The following is an 18,422-nucleotide window of genomic DNA, read 5'->3' on the forward strand; positions in this document are numbered from 1 at the left end:
GGCGAGCGCGTTGTCTCCTGCCAACACAGGAGAATCCAATGTCGATTGCCAGCCAGATCAAGGAACATGCCGAAGTCATCGGCGCGGACGGTGTTCATGTCGGGACGGTCGATCACGTCGAGGGCGACCGCATCAAGCTGACCCGCACCGATAGCGGCGTCGGATCCCACAAGGGCCACCACCACTATATCTCGCTCGGCCTCGTCGCCGAAGTCGAGGGCAACCGCGTCCGGCTTTCGGCCAATGGCGATGTTGCCGTGACCTTCGAGGAAGAAGAGACCGGCGCCTCGACCGAATAACGGTCCTTTCAGGACGCCCAAAAGAGCCCCGCCATCGTGCGGGGCTTTTTTTGTCCCCGCCGCACGGGACGTGAAGGCCTGCCTTGCTGGCGGAACAGGATTGCGGTCGATCCGGCGCGCGCCATCTCTTTCCATGAAGAGAGGAGCCCGATGATGAGCAACGAGATGGTGAAACGCGTCGCCATGGCAATTCGCGACGCGAGCGTGGCCGAGCCAACCGAAGAAGCGATGCGGGACTGGCGCAGCTATGAGAAGCAGGCTCGGGCGGCGATGGAGGCCATGCGATTTCCGACGGAAGACATGATCTTTCGCGCCGGCCTGGTCAGCGACGCGCCCTGGGACGGCCGCAAGCCGGCGCGCATCTTGTCAGCGATGATCGATGCGGCGCTGCAGGACACGGTCGACCAGAAGGAAAATGCACGCTGAGCCGGCAGTCCGCGGACCAGCGTGATTTCTCGGAGGCGGGCGTCGCGAAGGACGGGATGGCACGGAAGCCATCCGCCCTTCGGGGCGACGCGGGACGGCTTCAGACAGGCAGGCTCAGGCCGCGCCCTTCGAACCCTTCTGCAATTCTTCGAGCTCCGCTTCCAACTCGGCGAGACGGTTGCTCAACCGCTCCTCGACCGCGCCGCCGGACTCGGCCGCGGCCTGCTCGGTCACGATGCGGATTTCCTCGCGCACAGCCGCGATCCGGCCATTGATCTCGCTGTAGTCGTTGGTATCGCTCATACAAAGTCTCCTGCGGCGTCCGGGCGCCGGCTGAACAACGGCGTGTCAAATCAATCGTCGCCGAGTGTGTCAGCCCGCGCCATCGCGGTCCAGCGCTATCGCCGCCGCTACTGCGCCGCCGCCGCCATCCGCTCCTGCAGCGCGCTCCGCATGTAGTCGTCGAGCGCCGCGATCTCGGCCGCGCTCATGCGCAGCCCCAGCTTGCTGCGCCGCCAGACGATGTCCTCGGCCGAACGCGCCCACTCCTGCTCGATCAAATAGTGGACCTCGGCTTGGGTCAGGCCGGCGCCGAAATTACGGCCGAGCTCCGCCTCGTTGCGCGCGATGCCCAGGATGCTGCGCGCCCGCGTGCCGTAATGGCGCACCAGCCGCCCGATCAGCGCGCGATCGATCGCCGGGTAGCGTTCCACCAGAAGGGCTATCTTGGCCTCGATGCCGCCAGCCGGCAGATCGCCGCCCGGCAGGATCGCCTCCGCCGTCCAGGCCGGCCCGCGCTTGCCGAGCGCCGCCTCGACATGTTCCAGCACATGCTCGGAGAGCTTGCGGAAGGTGGTGATCTTGCCACCGAAGACGTTGATGATCTTCGGCGCATCGGCCGCGCCATCGACCTTCAGCACATATTCGCGCGTCGCTTCCTGCGCGCTGCTGGCGCCATCGTTATAGAGCGGCCGGACGCCGGCATAGGACCAGACGATCTGGTCCCTGCGCACCTCTTGCTTGAAATACTCGCTCGCCGCCGCGCAGAGATAGTCCGTCTCCTCGTCGGAGATCTCGATCTCTTTCAAATCGCCCGTATAGTCGCGGTCGGTGGTGCCGATCAGCGTGAAATCATCTTCATAGGGAATGGCGAAGATGATGCGGCCATCGGCATTCTGGAAGATGTAGCAGCGGTCGTGCTCGAACATCTTCGGCACGACGATGTGGCTGCCCTGCACGAGGCGGACATGGTGGCCAGCATCCGCTCCCGACATGCCGCGTAGCACGCGGTCGACCCAGGGGCCCGCCGCATTGATCAGCAGCCGCGCCTCGGCCTGCCGCGTCTCGTCGGTAAGCTCGTCCCGCAGCGTGATGCGCCAATGATTGCCGACGCGCTCGGCGTTGGTGACCTTCGTGCGCGTATCGATGCGGGCGCCGCGATCGGCGGCGTCGCGGGCGGTCAGCGCCACCAAGCGGGCGTCGTCGACCCAGCAATCGGAATATTCGAAGCCCAGCCGATAGTCGCCCTTGAGCGGCGCGCCGGCGGGATCGCGGGTGAGATCGATCGTCCTTGTCTTGGGCAGGCGCTTGCGGCCGCCAATATGGTCATAGAGGAACAGGCCGAGCCGCAGCAGCCAGGCCGGGCGCAGGCCCTTGTGATGTGGCAGCACGAACCGCAGCGGATGGATGATGTGCGGCGCGCTCGCCCAGAGCACTTCCCGCTCCATCAGCGATTCCCGCACCAGGCGGAACTCGTAATGCTCGAGATAGCGCAGGCCGCCATGCACCAGCTTGGTCGAGCGCGACGAGGTGCCGCTTGCGAGGTCGTTCATCTCGGCCAAGGCGACGGAGAAGCCGCGCCCGACCGCGTCGCGGGCAATGCCGCAACCGTTCACGCCGCCGCCGATGATGAAGATGTCGAGCATAGCCAAGACGCATCGCCTCCCGCTGCAATGTGGTTGCTATGCGCCAGACGAAACGGAAACGCAAGTAAATTCGAATGTCTTCGCGCATAAAACGAAAGTCGTGCAGCACGCCTCGGCTGCCGATCGAACCGATCAACGCCTTGATAAACATGGCCGATCTCGCCAGATCGCGGCGCGCGCGGTCGATCGCTGCCCGTGCATTGCATAGGCGAAATGCGAAAAACGAATGGGTCGAGACCGCCTAGTCTTCGGACCGGGCGGCTTCCGGCAGCGCCTCGACCAGCTCGACCTCGTTGGCGGCGCAGAATTCGCGCACGCTGTCGCTCGGGCAGAAATCGGTGACGAAGGTGTGGATCTGCCTGAGGCTGCCGATCCGCACCGGCGCCGTGCGGGCGAACTTGGTCGAGTCCGACGCCAGGATCACATGGCGCGTATTCGCGATGATCGCCTGCGCCACCTTCACCTCGCGAAAATCATAGTCGAGCAGCGAGCCGTCCTCGTCGATCGCCGAGGTGCCGACAATGGCGTAGTCGACCTTGAACTGGCGGATGAAGTCGATCGCCGCCTCGCCGACAATGCCGCCATCGGAACTGCGCACCACGCCGCCGACGATCACCACTTCGATCTGCGGATAAGGCCGCATGATGTGGGCGACGTTGATGTTGTTGGTGATCACCATCAGGCCCTGATGCTGCAGCAGCGCCTGCGCCACCGCCTCCGTCGTGGTGCCGATATTGATGAACAGCGAGGCATCGTTGGGAATCAGCTTGGCGACCGCCTCGGCGATCGCCGTCTTCTCGCGTGCCGCGATCTGCGAGCGCGCCTCGTAGCCGACATTCTCGATGCCCGAGGCGAGGATGGCGCCGCCATGGGTGCGCGCCATCAGCTTCTTGTCGCAGAGGTCGTTCAAGTCCTTGCGGATCGTCTGCGGCGTGACGGCGAATTGCGCCGCGAGCTCGTCGACCAGTACGCGACCGCGCTGCTTGGCGATTTCGAGAATGGCGGTCTGGCGCGACGGCAACATGCGTTCGGCTTTCGAATGTTTCGATTCAGTCGAAAAACGAAACTAGCAGCGATCCATCCGCGCCTCCTAGCGCTTTGCCGGATTTTTGTTCCAGAGCTCGCGCACGAGATCCCTCAGCATCAGCGCCTCGGCCCAGCGGTCCGATTGATCGAAGCCGTCGGGGCCGCTGATCGCATAGGGCTTCGGCCCGAGCTCGCAGGTGAAGGAGAGCGTGTCGTTCGGCCCGGCGCGCCGGCTCCAGCTTTCGAACAGATAGCCCCACCAGGCGAGGAACTGGTCGAGATAGGGCTTGTGGTGCGGGAAGGATATCTCGACCTGCACCTGCTCGGGCGAAGCGACGCGGCCATGCGCCGCCCAGGAGTTGTCGAGAATCCTGCGGATCTGGTCGTCCATCTCCCTGGGGACCGGCACCTCGGGGAATTCGCGCCCGACCATGAAATGCGAGAGGTCGGCGAGCAGCTTGAGGTCCGGCATGGCGTCGAGGATATCGAGCGTCACCAGCAGGTCGTTGGTGATGCGGCCGCGATGCGTCTCGACATAGACCGGCACGTCGGAATCCTCGGCCATCCGGTTCCAGCCCTCGAGGATACGCAGGCTTTCCGCCAGGGCGCGCGGGCGGACATCCGGTTGGATGGTCAAATGATGGATGCCGTAATGGTTGGCGAGTTCGAGTGCCGGCTTCAGTTCTTCGATCGAGGTTGGAAAGCACTGGCCCTCGACCTGGATGCCATTGTCGCTCGCCGCCTGTGCCAGGGGCGCTGCCAGCTCCTTGGTGAAGAACAGGTTGGTGACGCCGTCAAAGCCGGCGGCGGCCGCTTCCGCCACCATATCGGCGAGCGGCAAGTCGGCCTCGCGGCCCTTCAGGCGCTGCATGCCCCAGAGCGATTCAAAGACGAGCAGGCGTTGCATGGCGGGCGCTCCGGCTTGGACAGGTTGAAGACGGTTTTAGCGCCGGTTGCGGAAACCGTCGACGGCCATCGAGAATCGTTGCATGGCTCCGCCTTGCCCCCTCGCCTGCGCCCTTAAGCCGCCGCGATGACGCGGGATAATTTGCAGCTCGCCTTTGCCCTTCGACGTCCCAGGCCCTAAATTGGAGGGTCATCGCCTATCCGGGGTCCAATGCGCTTCTCGCCTTCCTTTCTCGACGAAATCCGCGCCCGCCTGCCGATCTCCTCGATCGTCGGACAACGGGTGACGTGGGACCGGCGCAAGTCGCAGCCGCAGAAGGGTGATTTCTGGGCCTGCTGCCCGTTCCATGGCGAAAAGTCGCCCTCCTTCCATGCCGAGGATCGCAAGGGCCGCTACCACTGCTTCGGCTGCGGCGAATCGGGCGATCACTTCACCTTCCTGACCAAGCTCGAGGGCCTCTCCTTCCCAGAAGCCGTCGAGCGGCTGGCGGGCGAGGCCGGGCTTTCCATGCCGGCGCGCGACGTCCACGCCGAGGCCGAGGAGCGCAAGCGCGCCTCGCTGCACGAAGTCATGGAGCTTGCCTGCCGCTTCTTCGAGGAAGGGCTGCAGTCGCGCGACGGCGCCAGCGCCCGCGGCTATCTGAACGGCCGCGCGCTCGGCCCCGACATCCAGCGCCGCTTCCGCTTGGGCTATGCGCGCCAGAGCCGTAATGCGCTCAAGGAGCATCTCGCCTCGAAGGGCGTGCCGCATGAGGACATGATCGCGACCGGCCTGCTGATCTCGGGCGAGGACATCCCGGTTTCCTATGACCGGTTTCGCGATCGCGTCATGTTCCCGATCACCGATTTCCGCGGCCGCATCGTCGCCTTCGGCGGCCGCGCGCTGTCGGCCGACGCGCAGGCGAAGTACCTCAACTCGCCGGAGACCGTGCTCTTCCGCAAGGGCGACCTGCTCTATAACGGCTTCGAGGCGCGCAAGGCGGTACAGAGCGCCGGCACGATCATCACCGTCGAGGGCTATGTCGACGTCATCGCCATGGCGACGGCCGGCTTCGGCCACACCGTCGCCCCGCTCGGCACGGCCCTGACCGAGCGCCAGCTCGACCTGCTCTGGCGGCTGACGCCGGAACCGATTCTCTGCTTCGACGGCGACAAGGCAGGCCTTCGCGCCGCCTATCGCGCCGCCGACCTGGCGCTGGCCGCCCTGAAGCCGGGCAAGACGGTGCGCTTCGCCCTGCTGCCCGAAGGCCAGGATCCGGACGACCTGATCCGTTCGGCCGGCCGCGAGGCGATGGCGCAGGTGCTGGCCGCGGCCCGCCCGCTCTTCGACATGGTCTGGACGCGCGAGACGGATGGCGGCGGCTTCGACACGCCGGAGCGCCGCGCGGCGCTGGAGGCGCGGCTGCGCGACATTGCCCGCACCGTCGCCGACGAAAGCATCCGCCATCACTACGAGCAGGCCTTTGCCGAACGGGCGCGGGAGTTCTTCGGCTATGGCCAGAAAAACGGCTTCCGCCAGCAGCGCGGCAATGGCGGCGGCGGCGACCGGCGCAACGGCCCAAACGGTGGAGCGGGCGGCGCGTCGCGACCGATTCGGCAGCCCCCGCCGATCATTTCCGAGAGCCTGAAGCGCTCCACGACCCTGTCCGGCCGGGTACAGGCGCCCCTGCGCGAAGTGGTGCTGGTCATGACCATGGCCAATCATCCGGGGCTTGTCCCCGACCTTCTGGATGAATTCGCCCAGATCGAGTTGACGAATCGCGAACTTGACTCCCTTCGCACGCAAATCCTAGAGATTGCGGCCGAGGATCCTCATATAGAAGGCGGAGGGTTACGCGACCGGCTTGTATCCGCACGCTTCGGCGAATTGCTGGACAAACTCGACCAGCAGATCGAGCGATGCGGCAACTGGCAGGCACGGGCGGATGCGTCGGATCGTGACGCAGCGGATGGTTGGATGCAGGCTCTCACCTTGCACAGGAAGGCGCGAACGTTACATAAGGAACTCAAGGATGCCGAGGCGGCACTGGCTGCCGACCCCAGCGACGCCAATTTGGCGCAGATGATCGACATCCAGAACCAGATGGCAAACAGCGATGGCACCGAGGCCCAGATCGAGGGCTTCGGATTAAGTTCGGGCCGACGACAGAAGTCGATGTAGGATCGATGCGCGGCGGCGTAAGGTTAAGCGGGCCTTAAGACAACAAAGTCTAATTGTCGGGCGACCGACGGCAAGAGGGAATCCTCCTGCCGCCTCTAGGATTTAACGGTGGTGTGCGAGCGCGACGGACGAGAACCGTCTGGCGCGAAGCCTCTGCCAAGACGGAGAACAGCATGGCGACGAAGGTTCAGGAAAACGACGAGGCGCAGGACGCGCAGGCCGAGCCGCAGGACGGTCCGCTTCTCGACCTCTCGGATGCCGCCGTCAAGCGGATGATCAAGGTCGCCAAGAAGCGCGGCTTTGTGACCTATGAAGAGCTGAATTCCGTCCTGCCGTCCGAACAGGTCGGTTCGGAGCAGATCGAAGACATTCTGTCGATGCTCTCCGAAATGGGCATCAATGTGATCGAGGCCGACGAGGTCGAGGAAGCCGAGGAGCCGACGGCTGCCGACGCCGAGGAGGAAGCGGGCGAGCTTGCCGAATCGACCGGCACCGCCGTCGCGCGCGCCACGACCACCAAGGAACCGACCGATCGTACCGACGATCCCGTGCGCATGTATCTGCGCGAGATGGGCTCGGTCGAGCTGCTGTCGCGCGAAGGCGAAATCGCCATCGCCAAGCGCATCGAGGCCGGCCGCGAGACCATGATCGCCGGGCTCTGCGAGAGCCCCCTCACCTTCCAGGCCATCATCATCTGGAAGGAGGAGCTTGCCGAGGGCAAGATCCTGCTGCGCGACATCATCGATCTCGAAGCGACCTATGCCGGTCCCGAGGCCAAGAACGCCCCGATGGCAGGCCCAGGCGGCGTTCCGTTCAACGAGAACGCCGAGGACGAGGACGCCGAGGCGCCCACGCCGCCCCCGACGGACGACAATGACGACGAGGACGACCTCGAGAACAACATGTCGCTCGCCGCCATGGAGGCCGAGCTGAAGCCGAAGGTCGTCGAGACCTTCGACAACGTCGCCGAGAACTACAAGAAGCTGCGCCGCCTGCAGGACCAGCTGGTGGAAGGCCGTCTCAAGAACGAGACCCTCTCGCCCTCCCAGGAGCGCCGCTACAAGAAGCTGAAGGACGACCTGATCCTCGAGGTCAAGTCGCTCTCGCTCAACCAGAACCGCATCGATTCGCTGGTCGAGCAGCTCTACACGATCAACAAGAGCCTGGTCAGTTCCGAGGGCCGGCTGCTGCGCCTGGCCGAGAGCTATCGCGTCAGCCGCGACGAGTTCCTGCGTGAATACCAGGGCTCGGAGCTCGATCCGAACTGGCTGCGTCGCGTCGCCAATCTGGGCGGCCGCGGCTGGAAGGACTTCGTCACCAACGGCAAGGACCGGATCCGCGAACTGCGCGGCGAGATCCAGAACCTCGCCACCGAGACGGGCCTGGAGATCACCGAATATCGCCGCATCGTGCACATGGTGCAGAAGGGCGAGAAGGAAGCCCGCCAGGCCAAGAAGGAAATGGTCGAGGCCAACCTTCGCCTCGTGATCTCGATCGCCAAGAAGTACACGAACCGCGGCCTGCAGTTCCTGGACCTGATCCAGGAAGGCAATATCGGCCTGATGAAGGCCGTCGATAAGTTCGAATACCGCCGCGGCTACAAGTTCTCGACCTATGCGACCTGGTGGATCCGCCAGGCGATCACCCGCTCGATCGCCGACCAGGCCCGCACCATCCGCATCCCGGTCCACATGATCGAGACGATCAACAAGATCGTCCGCACCTCGCGCCAGATGCTGCACGAGATCGGCCGCGAGCCGACCCCGGAAGAGCTGGCCGAGAAGCTGGCCATGCCGCTCGAAAAGGTCCGCAAGGTCCTGAAGATCGCCAAGGAGCCGATCTCGCTCGAAACGCCGATCGGCGACGAGGAGGATTCGCATCTCGGCGACTTCATCGAAGACAAGATGGCGATCCTGCCGATCGACGCGGCGATCCAGTCGAACCTGCGCGAGACGACGACGCGGGTTCTGGCCTCGCTCACGCCGCGTGAAGAACGCGTGCTGCGCATGCGTTTCGGCATCGGCATGAACACCGACCACACGCTGGAAGAAGTCGGCCAGCAGTTCTCGGTGACGCGCGAGCGCATTCGTCAGATCGAGGCGAAGGCGCTGCGCAAGCTCAAGCATCCGAGCCGGTCGCGCAAGCTGCGCTCGTTCCTGGACAATTGATCGCCGGGATCCGGTCCTGACCTCCTGCAAAAGGGCTGCTCGCGAGAGCGGCCCTTTTGTTTTAGAATGGCCGCCATGAACGTCCGCACCCTGATCGAAAATGCCGGCCTCCCCCGCCGTCGCTTCACGGTGAAGGAAGTCGAGCGCATGAGCGAGGTCGGCTTGCTGCGCGACGGGGAACGGGTCGAGCTGATCGGGGGAGAGCTCATTCCGATGAGTCCCAAGGGCAGCCGGCACGAACTCCTGAAGGCCGCTCTGCTGAAGCGGTGGTACAGGGCGACGCCCGACCATATTATGCTCATCCCGAAAACGACCTTCCGCCTTGCGCTCGATACCTATCTCGAGCCCGACGTGGTGCTGTTCGAGCGGGCTATCGGCATTCGAAGGCTCGATGGCGATACCGCGCTGCTCGCCGTGGAGATCTCCGACAGTTCGCTCGGCTTCGACCTCGGCCCGAAGGCGCTCGTCTATGCGCATTTCGGTATTCGCGAGCTCTGGGTGATCGACGCGACCACCGGCACGATCCATGTCCACCGCGAGCCGGTCGACGGGCGCTATCAGGCGATCGCGCCATGGACGGCCGAGGACCTCGTCGTGCCGGCCTTCGCGCCGGTCGAGTTCGCACTGCGCCTCGCCGATCTCGACCTCGGCGACGGATCGGGCTAAGGCTCGGACACGGACACCAATCGAAAAGGGCAATCCATGTCGTTCCTGAAGAAGCTGTTCGGCGGCGGTGGCGGCTCGGACGCCGTCGAGCCCAAGGGCGAGGCGACCGAATACAAGGGCTACAACATCCGCCCTGCCCCCTATTCCGAGGGCGGCCAGTACAAGACCGCCGGCTTTATCGAGAAGACGATTGACGGCGTCGAGAAGTCCTACCGCTTCGTGCGCGTCGACTCGCATGCGAGCCGCGACGCGGCGGCCGATTTCGCTGTCATCAAGGGCAAGCAGATCATCGACGAGCAGGGCGACCGGATCTTCGACTCAAACTGATCCGTAGCACCTCTTCCGGCGCGGCGCTCACGGATCCAAAGACCCAGACATGAAAAAGCCGGCCGCGGTGACGCGGCCGGCTTTCTTGTTTGCGAGGCAGGCGGCGCTACTGGGCGCAGCTGCCATCGGGCTGGACGGCAGCCTCGGGGCACTCGCCACCCCGCTGCGGACGCTCGCGGCGCTCGGGCTGGCGCTGCTCCTGCTGCTGCGGCTCAGGCTGGGCCGGCTGTTCCGCCTGCGGCTCGCGCTGGCGGCGGGGATGCTCGGCCTGGGGCTCCGGCTGCGACTGCTCGCGCTGCTGCTCCTGCTGGGGCTGCTGCGGCTCCTGCTGGGGCTGCTCCTGCCGCTGCTGGCGACGCTGGCGCGGCGCTTCCTCGGTCTGGGCCGGCGCTGCCGGCTCTGCCTGGGGCTCGGCCTGCGGGCGCTGGCGGCGCGGACGCTCGGCCGGCTCCGGCTGGGGCTGTGCCTCCGGCTGCGGCTCGGTAGCGGGCGGCGCGGCTTCCTGGGCCGGCTTGGCCGGGCGTTCGCGACGCGGCTTCTCCGGCTTGGCGGCCGGCTCCTGTGCCGGCTCGGCCGGTGTCGCTTCCGGCGCAGGCTTCTCGGCCGGCTTCGGCTCGGGCTTGGCTTCCGGCGCAGGCTGCTCCTCGGCCGGCTTGGCCGGACGCTCGCGGCGCGGCTTCTCCGGCTTGACCGCCGGCTCCTGGGCCGGCTCGGCGGGAGCCGCTTCCGGCGCAGGCTTCTCGACCGGCTTCGGCTGCTCGGCGGCTGGTGCCTCGACAGCGGGGGCCGCCTCGGCCGGCTTGGCCGGACGATCCTTGCGCGGACGCTCGCCCTGCGGGGCGTCGCCAGGCTGGCCGGCCGGCTCACCCGGCTGCCCCGCATCGGGAGCCCGATCCGGACGGTTCGGCCGCTGGGGCTGGTCCGGATTGACCGGCGGCGGATTGCCGTCGGCGGGGACCTGCGGCTCGGCCGGCTGCGGATTGGCCTCGACCTTCTTCAGCACGTCTTCGGCCCTGGCAGCGCGCTCCTGACGGATACGCTCCTGCTCGGCCTGGCGCTGCTGCGCGGCCTTCTGGGTCGCGGCATCGATTTCGGCCGAACGGTCTTCCGCCGCCTTGCGCTGCTTCGCCACCAGATCAGCCTTCTCGGCCCTCAGCTTCTCGATCTCGGCCTGCATGCGATCGCGCTGCTGCGGCTGGTCGCGATCGCGGCGCAGGTCGCGCCGCTCCTCCGGGTTGAGCACGGAGAGCAGCGCCGCCGACACGACGCCGGCGATGGCCGCCTTCGGATCGGGCTCGACATACTGGTGGATCAGAGTCCGGTCATCCCGCGGCACGTCGCGGTCGAAGCGATCCGGCCGGCGATCGAAGCGCTGGTCGTCGATGCGCGGACGGAACACGCCGATGCGGCCACCCTGATCGTCATCGAAGATGTCGCTCTGGTCATCGACGAAGACGACCTCGCGGCCGGGACGGTCACGCCGGCGAACCGGCTCGTTGAAGTAACGGCCATCCTCGAGCTGCGGCCGGCGAACATCGCGTGCCTCGCCGAGATAGCGGCCGACATCGCGCACGGGGGCTGCCCGGCGGCCGATATCGTCATCATCGAAATACTGGTCGTCGACGAACACCCAGCTTTCCGAAACCGGCGGGTCGTAGCGCTTCGGCGCGCCATACTGGTAGCCCGAACGGTCGGGCGCGATCGGCGCCCAGCCGACAGCACCGCCGCCGACGCGGAAGGTCACCCAAGCCGGCGACCAGGTGTCGCCCGGGACCCAGTACCAGCCATAATCGGGGCTATAGTCCCAGCGGCCATAGTGATAGGTGGCCCAGCCGAACGGTTCGCTCGACTCCCAGTACCAGCCGTAATCGTCGGTCCAGGTCCAGCGGCCCTCCTGATAGGGGCGCCAGCCGGCGCCGCGGCGCTTGGGCACGAAGACGTAGCCGTAATCCTCATCCTCGATCCAGCGGCCATAAGGCTGCAGCTGGTCGAAGAAATAGCCGACATCGCCCGATGCACGACTGGCGCGCGGACGCGACGAGACCGGCTGGGGACGCGGCCGCGACTGCGCGACCTGCACGGGCTTCGGCCGCGGCGCGGGCGGCACGACGGCCGGACGCGTCTCGGCGACCTTCACGGGCTGCGCTGCGGGCGCGGCCGGGCTCTCGCTTTCGGCCGACTGATCATACTCGTCCATGTCCGTCGTATCGGACGGCGGCGCCGACTCGTCGGGCGCGACGGCCGGCGTGTTGGGACGCAGTTCGAGCTTGTAGGGAACATCGACGACGCCGGTGACGACCGCCGCCCCCGCGACGACGACACCGCCGGCGAGCGCGGCACCAACCAGACCCCAGAGTTTCATATTCACCTTCCCGTCGTTTCCGGCCGTTGCGGGCCGGTCGAACCGAATCATGCCAATGGACTTGGCCGTTTTCCCGATATCAGCGGGGGAAAGCGGCATGGGCGAGGCCCAATCAAGGCCGTTTCAACGACCGGCCTGCCTCATTCTCCCTCCCTCAATCGGCCGAGGCGCCTGAACGTTCCCTGAATGACCGGCCGTGCGACGGATTGGCGACGCGGCGCGGAGATGCCATCTTGGCCCACGGTCGAAGGCGCGACGGGAGATACGCGACGCATGACAGTCCACCATTCCGGCAAGCGGCCGGCCATTGCCGGAATCCGGGCGAGCCTCGCCCTACTCGCCGCGCTGCTGCCGGCCTGTCTCCTGGCCACAGCAGCCTCCGCCGCCGGCTTGAGCCTGCCGCCCTACAAGGATGCGCTGTTCCAGTACGGCACCATCCTCGAGACGCGCGTCGATGGCGATTTCCGCGTCGTCGATTATGACGAGATGCGCGACATCAACGGCCGCGACGAGGTCCCCGAGCGCAAGGCGCAGGGCAAGTATGTCTCGCTGAAGACCAAGCGCGTGGAGGACCACCTGACCTACAAGGTCGGCGGCCACAGCCTCAAATATGTCGGCGCTGGCGCCACCAAGGGCCCGGCGAAATTGATCGTCCTCTATCTGCACGGCCAGAACGGCACGCGCTTCCAGGGCGCCGACGACTGGACGTTTGGCGGCAATTTCAACCGGGTGAAGAACCTGACGGTCGCGGCCGGCGGCGCGTACCTGTCGCCCGATTTCAGCGACTTCGAGGCGACCGGAACGGCCGAGATAGAGGCGCTGATGCAGGATTACGCCGCCCGCTCGCCGGGCGCCCCGATCTTCGTCGCCTGCGGTTCCTATGGCGGCAAGCTGTGCTGGTCGCTCGCCCGCGATCCCGAGGCGGCCTCGATGATCTCGGGCCTGATCCTGCTCGGCTCGCTTAACGATCCGGGCTTCCTGAAGACGGCGGCTATGAAACCCGGCGGTCGAAAAATCCCGATCTTCATTGGCCATGGCAGCCGCGACCCGATCATCGACTGGAAGACGCAACAGGCCTTCTTTGACAGCGTGCGCAAGAAGTCGCCCGGCTACCCCATCCAGTTCGTGCTGTTCCAGAACGGCAACCACGGCACGCCAATCCGCATGACCGACTGGCGCGAGACGCTGAACTGGATGCTGGCAGCAGGCGAGAAGTGAGGGCGGGGGTCCGTTGAGCGCATCGAGGCCGCTTGTAGAGGCTTTCCCGAAGCCTCTCAGATTGCCGTACCCGTCTCTCGAGCATGTAGCGGCTCGTCGCCCCGGCGGAGGCCGGGGCCCATAAACACCGGCCAAGCGGGATATGTCTCCCTCTCTTCTGAGGCCGGGAGCGTATGGATCCCGGCCTTCGCCGGGATGACGACCGAGAGAGCGGGGGCTCGCGCTCCGCACGGTGGCAGCAGAACCGATGCCCAGCCGTGCCCTTCGCCCTAGCTGCAAGGATGGATGCACCGGCCCGTGCCTAGTCGCCAGCAAGCAGTTCGATGAACGGCTTCGAAACGCCCTAAATGAGAACGCTGACCGGCAGCACAGAGATGCCGTCGGCCAGCAGGAGTTCAGCGAGTTCCCGGATCAGATCTGGCCCTGGAACGTGTTGCACTGGCTCACATCGCCGGTCTGGTAGCCGCGCTTGAACCAGGTGCTGCGCTGCGCCGAGGTGCCGTGCGTGAAGCTTTCCGGAACCACCACGCCCTGGGTGCGCTTCTGGATCGCGTCATCGCCGATCTGGGTCGCCGCATTCAGCGCCTCGTCGATGTCGCCCGCTTCCAGCATGCCCTTCTGGTCGGTGCGGTTGGCCCAGACGCCGGCATAGCAATCCGCCTGCAGCTCGACCTTGACGGAGAGCGCGTTGGCATCCGCCTTGCTCATGCCCTGTCGCATCTCGTTGAACTTCGGCAGGATGCCCTGCAGATCCTGGACGTGATGGCCGACTTCGTGGGCGATCACATAGGCCTGAGCGAAATCGCCGGGCGCGCCGAAGCGGCGCTTCAGCTCGTCATAGAAGGCGAGATCGATGTAGACCTTCTTGTCGAGCGGGCAATAGAACGGCCCCGAAGCAGCGCTGGCCTGGCCGCAGGCCGAGCGGGTCATGCCGGAGAAGAGCACCAGCGGCGTCGCCGCATATGTTTCGCCGGCCGACTTGAAGATGTCGGTCCAGACGTCCTCGGTGCTGCCCAGAACCTTCGAGACGAACTGCTTGCCGGCGTCGTTGACGCCCGCGCCGGTCTGGGTGCCACCAGAAGATGGCGCCGGCTGGTAGCCAGCGTCCTCGCTCTGGGTGAAGCTTCCGCCCCCGCCCGTCACCATCGCCAGCATCTGCAGCGGGTTGATGCCGAAAACCAGCCAGCCGATGCCGACAAGCACCGCGATCGTCACCAGCGATCCGCCCCGGAGCGGGATGCCCCGTCCGCCGCCCATGCCGGCCGGGCGGAAGCCGCCGCCGAGCCCGCCCGTTCCTCCGCCGCGTCGATCTTCGACGTTGTCGCTCTCGCGCTGTCCATCGAGACGCATGGACGTTCTCCTTTTTGCCGCGGCCAAAGCCGCGCCTTCGATTTCGTTGACCCTAATCCCGCCAGCATGACGCCGCCAGTGGCTCTAACGTGTGCGCATCGGAGACAGTTGCCTGCAGGGGTTCCCCCTCCCCGCCTTTTCCCCTATAAGGCCGCTCTAGCCTTACACGCCCCCTGCTTGATGGCCCGCGCGGATCACCGCGTCGGGTTTTTTGCTACGCGCGAGACGAAATTGCCGAAACGTACAGATATCCAATCGATCCTGATCATCGGAGCTGGGCCCATCATTATCGGCCAGGCTTGCGAGTTCGATTATTCCGGCACTCAGGCCTGCAAGGCGCTGAAGGATGAAGGATATCGAATCATCCTCGTGAACTCGAATCCGGCAACGATCATGACGGATCCGGATCTCGCGCACGCAACCTATATCGAGCCGATCACACCGGAGATCGTGGCCAAGATCATCGAGAAGGAGCGCCCCGACGCGCTGCTCCCGACGATGGGCGGCCAGACGGCGCTGAACTGCGCGCTCTCGCTCAAGAAGATGGGCGTGCTCGACAAGTTCAACGTCGAGATGATCGGCGCGACGGCCGAGGCGATCGACAAGGCCGAGGACCGCGAGCGCTTCCGCGATGCGATGACGAAGATCGGGCTGGAGACGCCGCGTTCGCGACTCGCCCATTCGCTCACTGAAGCCCTGCCCGCGCTGGAAGAGATCGGCCTGCCCGTCATCATCCGTCCGTCCTTCACGCTGGGCGGCACCGGCGGCGGCATTGCCTATACGCGCGAGGAATTCATCGAGATCGTCGAGAGCGGCGTCGATGCGTCCCCGACCGACGAAGTCCTGATCGAGGAAAGCGTCCTCGGCTGGAAAGAGTATGAGATGGAGGTGGTCCGCGACAAGAAGGACAACTGCATCATCATCTGCTCGATCGAGAACATCGATCCGATGGGCGTCCACACGGGCGATTCGATCACGGTCGCGCCGGCGCTGACCCTGACCGACAAGGAATACCAGATCATGCGCGACGCCTCGCTGGCGGTCCTGCGCGAGATCGGCGTCGAGACCGGCGGCTCCAACGTCCAGTTCGCCGTCAACCCGGCCGATGGCCGGCTGATCGTCATCGAGATGAACCCGCGCGTGTCGCGCTCCTCGGCGCTCGCCTCCAAGGCGACGGGCTTCCCGATCGCCAAGGTCGCAGCCAAGCTCGCCGTCGGATACACGCTGGACGAACTCGACAACGACATCACCGGCGGCGCGACCCCGGCCTCGTTCGAGCCGACGATCGACTATGTCGTCACCAAGATCCCCCGCTTCGCCTTCGAGAAGTTCCCGGGCGCCTCGCCCGTGCTGACCACCGCGATGAAGTCGGTCGGCGAAGTCATGGCGATCGGCCGCACCTTCCAGGAATCGCTGCAGAAGGCGCTGCGCGGCCTCGAAACCGGCCTTTCCGGCCTCGACGAGATCGAGATTCCCGGCCTCGGCCAGGGCGATGACGCCAATGCCATACGCGCCGCGATCGGCACGCCGACCCCCAACCGCCTGCTGCAGGCGGCCCAGGCGATGCGGCTCGGCATTTCCGTCGAGCAGGTGCATGACATCTGCAAGATCGACCCGTGGTTCCTCAGGGAAATCAAGGGCATCATCGATACCGAGCTGAAGATTCGCACGCATGGCCTGCCGCAGACGGCGGGCGCGCTGCGCCGCCTGAAGGCGATGGGCTTCTCCGACCAGCGGCTGGCCAACCTGACCGGCAAGGCGGACAGCGAGGTCAAGGCGCTGCGCCTCTCGCTCGGCGTGCATCCGGTCTACAAGCGGATCGACACCTGCGCGGCCGAATTCGCCTCGCCGACGCCCTACATGTACTCGACCTATGAAGGTCCGTTCACCGGCGAGCCGATCAGCGAGGCCGAGCCTTCCAACGCCAAGAAGGTGATCATCCTCGGCGGCGGTCCCAACCGCATCGGCCAGGGCATCGAGTTCGACTATTGCTGCTGCCATGCCGCCTTCGCGCTGAAGGATGCCGGCTATGAAGCGATCATGGTCAACTGCAATCCCGAAACGGTCTCGACCGACTACGACACGTCGGACCGGCTCTATTTCGAGCCGCTGACGGCCGAGGACGTGCTGGAGATCATCCGCGTCGAGCAGTCGAACGGCACGCTGCATGGCGTCATCGTGCAGTTCGGCGGCCAGACCCCGCTGAAGCTCGCCGCCGCCCTCGAAGAGGCCGGCGTACCGATCCTCGGCACCTCGCCCGACGCGATCGACCTGGCCGAGGACCGCGACCGCTTCTCGAAGCTGCTGAACAAGCTCGGCATCCGCCAGCCCAAGAACGGCATCGCCTATTCGGTCGAGCAGGCCCGCCTGATCGTCGCCGATCTCGGCTATCCGCTCGTCGTGCGCCCGTCCTATGTGCTGGGCGGCCGCGCCATGCAGATCATCCGCGACGACGACACGCTGTCGGATTACCTGCTCGGCACGCTGCCCGAACTGGTGCCGGCCGAGGTCAAGGTCCGCTACCCCAACGACAAGACCGGCCAGATCAACACGCTGCTCGGCAAGAACCCGCTGCTGTTCGACCGCTATCTCTCCGATGCGATCGAGGTCGACGTCGACGCGCTCTCCGACGGCAAGACGGTGTTCGTCGCGGGCATCATGGAGCACATCGAGGAAGCCGGCATCCATTCGGGCGACAGCGCCTGCTCGCTGCCGCCCCATTCGCTGAGCCCCGAGATGATCGGCGTGCTGGAGGAGCAGACCCGCAAGCTCGCCCTGGCGCTTGAGGTCGGCGGCCTGATGAACGTGCAGTATGCGATCAAGGACGGCGACATCTACGTGCTCGAAGTAAACCCGCGCGCCTCGCGCACGGTGCCCTTCGTCGCCAAGACGATCGGCCTTCCGGTCGCCAAGATCGCCGCCCGCGTCATGGCCGGCGAAAGCCTGGAGAGCTTCGATCTCAAGGCGGCTCGCCGCGACCACATCGCGGTCAAGGAAGCCGTGTTCCCGTTCGCCCGCTTCCCCGGCGTCGACACGCTGCTCGGCCCGGAAATGCGCTCGACCGGCGAGGTCATGGGCCTCGACTATGACTACGCGGTCGCCTTCGCAAAGAGCCAGCTCGGCGCCGGCAACTCGCTGCCCAAGACCGGCACCGTGTTCGTCTCGATGCGCGATTCCGACAAGGCCGGCATCCTGGAATCGATGCGCCGCCTAGAAGGCCTCGGCTTCAAGATAATCGCGACCAGCGGCACGCAGCGGTTCCTGGCCGAGAACGGCATCGCCTGCTCCAAGATCAACAAGGTCGCCGAAGGCCGCCCGCATATCGTCGACGCGATCAAGAATGGCGACGTGCAGTTGGTCTTCAACACCACAGAGGGCGCCCGCGCGCTCGGCGACAGCCGCTCGATGCGTCGCGCCGCCCTGCTCCACAAGGTGCCGTATTACACGACGCTTTCGGGCGCCGTCGCCGCCTCGCTCGGCATTGAGGCCTATGCCACCGGAACTCTGGAAGTCCGGCCGCTGCAGGCCTATTTCGAGTAGGTTCGTTTCGCTTGCGGGCCCTGGGTCCGCAAGCATCCCCCTTGCGCT

At 65.9% G+C, this 18,422-nt stretch carries 14 protein-coding genes; 8 read left to right on the forward strand and 6 right to left on the reverse strand.

Annotated elements, in window-relative coordinates; genetic code table 11:
* The first annotated feature begins 38 nt into the window (after window positions 1-38).
* Both ABIE08_RS09555 and ABIE08_RS09560 read left to right on the forward strand, forming a co-directional pair.
* The gene (locus ABIE08_RS09555) at window positions 39-299 is read left to right on the forward strand and encodes a DUF2171 domain-containing protein (RefSeq protein ID WP_354550540.1); all 261 of its coding nucleotides are present in this window, start codon (window positions 39-41) and stop codon (window positions 297-299) included.
* 153 nt (window positions 300-452) lie between these two features.
* On the forward strand, window positions 453-725 hold the full coding sequence (locus ABIE08_RS09560; RefSeq protein ID WP_354550542.1) for a hypothetical protein: 273 nt from the start codon (window positions 453-455) through the stop codon (window positions 723-725).
* 114 nt (window positions 726-839) lie between these two features.
* Here ABIE08_RS09560 and ABIE08_RS09565 read toward each other — a convergent pair whose 3' ends face one another.
* The 4 genes from ABIE08_RS09565 to ABIE08_RS09580 all read right to left on the reverse strand — a co-directional run bounded on the left by ABIE08_RS09565 (window position 840) and on the right by ABIE08_RS09580 (window position 4,583).
* Window positions 840-1,028 (reverse strand): hypothetical protein, encoded by a 189-nt coding sequence (locus tag ABIE08_RS09565; protein ID WP_354550543.1) that lies wholly within the window; start codon window positions 1,026-1,028, stop codon window positions 840-842.
* A gap of 107 nt (window positions 1,029-1,135) precedes the next feature.
* Entirely contained in the window at window positions 1,136-2,650 is a 1,515-nt protein-coding gene (gene glpD / locus ABIE08_RS09570; RefSeq protein WP_354551644.1) for a glycerol-3-phosphate dehydrogenase, read from the reverse strand.
* Between the two features lie 241 nt (window positions 2,651-2,891).
* Window positions 2,892-3,674, reverse strand: coding sequence for a DeoR/GlpR family DNA-binding transcription regulator (locus ABIE08_RS09575; RefSeq protein ID WP_354550545.1), 783 nt, complete (start codon window positions 3,672-3,674; stop codon window positions 2,892-2,894).
* Between the two features lie 66 nt (window positions 3,675-3,740).
* The gene (locus ABIE08_RS09580) at window positions 3,741-4,583 is read right to left on the reverse strand and encodes a sugar phosphate isomerase/epimerase family protein (RefSeq protein WP_354550547.1); all 843 of its coding nucleotides are present in this window, start codon (window positions 4,581-4,583) and stop codon (window positions 3,741-3,743) included.
* 210 nt (window positions 4,584-4,793) lie between these two features.
* Here ABIE08_RS09580 and dnaG point away from each other — a divergent pair, with 210 nt between their 5' ends.
* From dnaG to ABIE08_RS09600, 4 genes are all read left to right on the forward strand, one after another.
* Window positions 4,794-6,743, forward strand: coding sequence for a DNA primase (gene dnaG / locus ABIE08_RS09585; protein ID WP_354550549.1), 1,950 nt, complete (start codon window positions 4,794-4,796; stop codon window positions 6,741-6,743).
* A gap of 173 nt (window positions 6,744-6,916) precedes the next feature.
* Window positions 6,917-8,911, forward strand: coding sequence for an RNA polymerase sigma factor RpoD (rpoD, locus tag ABIE08_RS09590; protein WP_354550551.1), 1,995 nt, complete (start codon window positions 6,917-6,919; stop codon window positions 8,909-8,911).
* Between the two features lie 75 nt (window positions 8,912-8,986).
* A complete protein-coding gene (locus tag ABIE08_RS09595; RefSeq protein WP_354550553.1) occupies window positions 8,987-9,577 on the forward strand; it encodes a Uma2 family endonuclease in 591 nt (196 codons plus the stop codon).
* Window positions 9,578-9,613: 36 nt separating this feature from the next.
* The gene (locus tag ABIE08_RS09600) at window positions 9,614-9,904 is read left to right on the forward strand and encodes an HlyU family transcriptional regulator (protein ID WP_354550555.1); all 291 of its coding nucleotides are present in this window, start codon (window positions 9,614-9,616) and stop codon (window positions 9,902-9,904) included.
* 106 nt (window positions 9,905-10,010) lie between these two features.
* Here ABIE08_RS09600 and ABIE08_RS09605 read toward each other — a convergent pair whose 3' ends face one another.
* Window positions 10,011-12,266, reverse strand: a complete 2,256-nt coding sequence (locus ABIE08_RS09605; protein WP_354550557.1) for a DUF6600 domain-containing protein — start codon at window positions 12,264-12,266, stop codon at window positions 10,011-10,013.
* A gap of 273 nt (window positions 12,267-12,539) precedes the next feature.
* Here ABIE08_RS09605 and ABIE08_RS09610 point away from each other — a divergent pair, with 273 nt between their 5' ends.
* Window positions 12,540-13,484, forward strand: coding sequence for an alpha/beta hydrolase (locus ABIE08_RS09610; RefSeq protein ID WP_354550558.1), 945 nt, complete (start codon window positions 12,540-12,542; stop codon window positions 13,482-13,484).
* A 411-nt stretch (window positions 13,485-13,895) separates the two neighbouring features.
* On the opposite strand, the gene ypfJ is transcribed toward ABIE08_RS09610, so the two are convergent.
* Entirely contained in the window at window positions 13,896-14,834 is a 939-nt protein-coding gene (gene ypfJ / locus ABIE08_RS09615) for a KPN_02809 family neutral zinc metallopeptidase (protein ID WP_354550560.1), read from the reverse strand.
* A gap of 231 nt (window positions 14,835-15,065) precedes the next feature.
* On the opposite strand from ypfJ, the gene carB reads away from it, so the two are divergent.
* The gene (gene carB / locus ABIE08_RS09620) at window positions 15,066-18,374 is read left to right on the forward strand and encodes a carbamoyl-phosphate synthase large subunit (RefSeq protein WP_354550562.1); all 3,309 of its coding nucleotides are present in this window, start codon (window positions 15,066-15,068) and stop codon (window positions 18,372-18,374) included.
* Window positions 18,375-18,422 lie beyond the last annotated feature (48 nt).

The organism is Kaistia defluvii, from assembly GCF_040548815.1.
Lineage (GTDB): Bacteria > Pseudomonadota > Alphaproteobacteria > Rhizobiales > Kaistiaceae > Kaistia > Kaistia defluvii_A.

Excerpts from the sequence above, each read along its gene's own strand:
- ypfJ (WP_354550560.1), bottom strand. The coding sequence starts at position 14,834 with ATGCGTCTCGATGGACAGCGCGAGAGCGACAACGTCGAAGATCGACGC.
- ABIE08_RS09565 (WP_354550543.1), bottom strand. The coding sequence starts at position 1,028 with ATGAGCGATACCAACGACTACAGCGAGATCAATGGCCGGATCGCGGCT.
- ABIE08_RS09555 (WP_354550540.1), top strand. The coding sequence starts at position 39 with ATGTCGATTGCCAGCCAGATCAAGGAACATGCCGAAGTCATCGGCGCG.
- dnaG (WP_354550549.1), top strand. The coding sequence starts at position 4,794 with ATGCGCTTCTCGCCTTCCTTTCTCGACGAAATCCGCGCCCGCCTGCCG.
- ABIE08_RS09575 (WP_354550545.1), bottom strand. The coding sequence starts at position 3,674 with ATGTTGCCGTCGCGCCAGACCGCCATTCTCGAAATCGCCAAGCAGCGC.
- glpD (WP_354551644.1), bottom strand. The coding sequence starts at position 2,650 with ATGCTCGACATCTTCATCATCGGCGGCGGCGTGAACGGTTGCGGCATT.
- ABIE08_RS09595 (WP_354550553.1), top strand. The coding sequence starts at position 8,987 with ATGAACGTCCGCACCCTGATCGAAAATGCCGGCCTCCCCCGCCGTCGC.
- rpoD (WP_354550551.1), top strand. The coding sequence starts at position 6,917 with ATGGCGACGAAGGTTCAGGAAAACGACGAGGCGCAGGACGCGCAGGCC.
- ABIE08_RS09600 (WP_354550555.1), top strand. The coding sequence starts at position 9,614 with ATGTCGTTCCTGAAGAAGCTGTTCGGCGGCGGTGGCGGCTCGGACGCC.
- ABIE08_RS09610 (WP_354550558.1), top strand. The coding sequence starts at position 12,540 with ATGACAGTCCACCATTCCGGCAAGCGGCCGGCCATTGCCGGAATCCGG.
- ABIE08_RS09605 (WP_354550557.1), bottom strand. The coding sequence starts at position 12,266 with ATGAAACTCTGGGGTCTGGTTGGTGCCGCGCTCGCCGGCGGTGTCGTC.
- ABIE08_RS09580 (WP_354550547.1), bottom strand. The coding sequence starts at position 4,583 with ATGCAACGCCTGCTCGTCTTTGAATCGCTCTGGGGCATGCAGCGCCTG.
- ABIE08_RS09560 (WP_354550542.1), top strand. The coding sequence starts at position 453 with ATGAGCAACGAGATGGTGAAACGCGTCGCCATGGCAATTCGCGACGCG.